General features: G+C 40.9%; 3 protein-coding genes. 1 reads left to right on the top strand and 2 read right to left on the bottom strand.

Translation table 11 applies throughout. The annotated features are described in order from the left end of the window. Positions 1-451 (bottom strand): transposase (locus tag AB4298_RS00755; RefSeq protein WP_371985423.1); only part of this gene is annotated, 451 nt, incomplete at its 3' end. A gap of 148 nt (positions 452-599) precedes the next feature. Between AB4298_RS00755 and AB4298_RS00750 the strand changes: the two genes are divergently transcribed. Beyond that, on the top strand, positions 600-1,088 hold the full coding sequence (locus AB4298_RS00750; RefSeq protein WP_248999418.1) for a DUF6985 domain-containing protein: 489 nt from the start codon (positions 600-602) through the stop codon (positions 1,086-1,088). 206 nt (positions 1,089-1,294) lie between these two features. On the opposite strand, the gene AB4298_RS00745 is transcribed toward AB4298_RS00750, so the two are convergent. Continuing rightward, positions 1,295-1,546, bottom strand: a complete 252-nt coding sequence (locus AB4298_RS00745; protein ID WP_248999417.1) for a hypothetical protein — start codon at positions 1,544-1,546, stop codon at positions 1,295-1,297. Positions 1,547-2,077 lie beyond the last annotated feature (531 nt).

The following is a 2,077-nucleotide window of genomic DNA, read 5'->3' as shown; positions in this document are numbered from 1 at the left end:
AAGCTTTGCCTAAGGCGTTGGCTTGGTAACTAGACCATTGATATTTACAAGGATCATCGACCATATTTGCTCTAACTGGATTGAGTTCTATATAGCGATATAGTTGCAGTAGATAGTCTTCAGCTTGTACTAAGCAAGACTTATATCGCCCCTCCCATAGTGTTCCAGAGCGTTTATAAGTGTAATTAAAATACCTCACATACTGTCGCCCAAGAGACTGCATCATTTGGCTAATAGCATTACTCTCTCGTGGTGTGCAGAGTAGGTGGACATGATTTGTCATAAATACCCAAGCATGGATTTCCACCTGAAATTTCTTGGCGTAGTCCTTTAGCCAGCCGGTATAGGCAATAAAGTCTTGTTCTGAAGTAAAGCAGGCTTGGCGGTTGTTGCCGCGTTGAATGATATGTTGAGGTATGCCTATCGGATTGGCTCTCGGTTTTCTAGGCATGTGCAAGTTCCCTTTGCAATGTTCACTATGTTAATGAGTATAGATGAATAACTTTAGTTTACTCTGACCCCACTTTTCTCTGACCCCACTTTTCTCACATTAATAAGAAATCACTTCAAATATAATCTTCTCTTTTTACGAGTCTATTATGAAAACAATAAATATTACTTGGAAAGAAGGTGAAGAGTTTCATGAAGGCACAACGGGGCTGAATGCTTGGCATGATTTTAAAGCCTACGGTAGTGTTGAATTTCTCACCCAAGAAGACCTTTCTATTGCCGATAGCATGACGCAATGGTTCATTGATAATGAAAAACGTATTTATGCGCTTGTCTGCGATTATGTTAATGAAAACTATCAGGAGCTGCTTGAAGACTCTGAGTTTCTAGATGTATTTGACGAAGATTCAGAATCTTACGAAACCTGTGTCGGCGAGGTGAACGAAGCCGATATGCAGGCTGGGGATATCTTTAAGTTAATGCAGCTGTCCGGATTTATTTTACATCACCCAGACAAAAATGCAGTTGGGATGATTTTTGAATGTGCTTGGGATGAAGAGCATGGCTTTGGTATTGTGATCCAAGAGGATAAAGTCATTTCTCAAGATGGTGCCCAAGTCGCGTATAGAGGGGTATAAAGCTCACCATCGCGCTCAATCTAAATAGCAAATAAGTGGGGCCTCTTCAGGCTCCATTTGTTTTTTGTCTGTTCGTTTTGACCATATGACCTAGATCTGCCTCTCACTTTCACTCTTTAAGCACACGCCACGGCTAATCGCTCATAGTCCAAATGAGCGCAAGGTAAAAAATGACGACGGCAAGCCACTGTAAGCTAAAAATAACACTAGTCGTTAATGGCATTTTCTTTATCCTCTGCTTTGATGTTTTCTTGAAAATCGCGGCTGTGGTGGCTGGGTTTTCGCTCTTCCAATTTGCCTCGCCTAGCCCGAAAGCTATGGATGAAAATCAACGCAACAGTGCCTAAATAGGCCTGTGAAATATCGAGTATCTCAAAGTGAGCGAATATGCCCAACGCGGTGGCGAAGATTGGCGATATTTGAGATGAAAAAGCATTGTGTAAGTTTATCAACGGCATTTTTAGTCTTAGTGCCTATCGGCAAAATAGTGTTTATAGGAGGATTGCCGAGTGCTGAGTAGACAGCGCAATAGGCAGGCTCCTTGGCTTCTCATCATGGCTTAAATGATAAAACGGTTATTTACGATCCTGTAGGAATTACAGAAATTCAAATTTGGCTGATGGATTAGAAATAGGCTTATTTACATTGATGAACAAGCCATGTTGCTATGGTTGAAATCTGCTTTGTAACAATTAAAAAACCAATCATAGACACCCATCGTTAATGGCATGTTTGTAGACCTGCCACGTTCAACCTAGAAGTGCACCACCTATACTTTTTTTAAAAGATTAGGAGGGTGTTATGGGACAGCAATATAGCCACTTAACAGAGTGGGAACGAAAGCGGTTATTTCAGTGGTATCACTATCAAAAGAAGTCCATACGCCAATAAGTGGGGTCAGAGTAAACTTTATGCTGTTGGCTTTGTTGGCCGCCCCATTTTCTGTGGTCTCATGTTTGTGTTTGTTATTTTTTCAATTTCATCTTTAA

Origin of the sequence: Shewanella sp. 10N.261.52.F9 (genome assembly GCF_041471165.1) — a bacterium.
Classification (GTDB): Bacteria; Pseudomonadota; Gammaproteobacteria; order Enterobacterales; family Shewanellaceae; genus Shewanella; species Shewanella marinintestina.
Note: the sequence above shows the minus strand (reverse complement) of the source record. Positions and strands in the feature narration are given on the sequence as shown.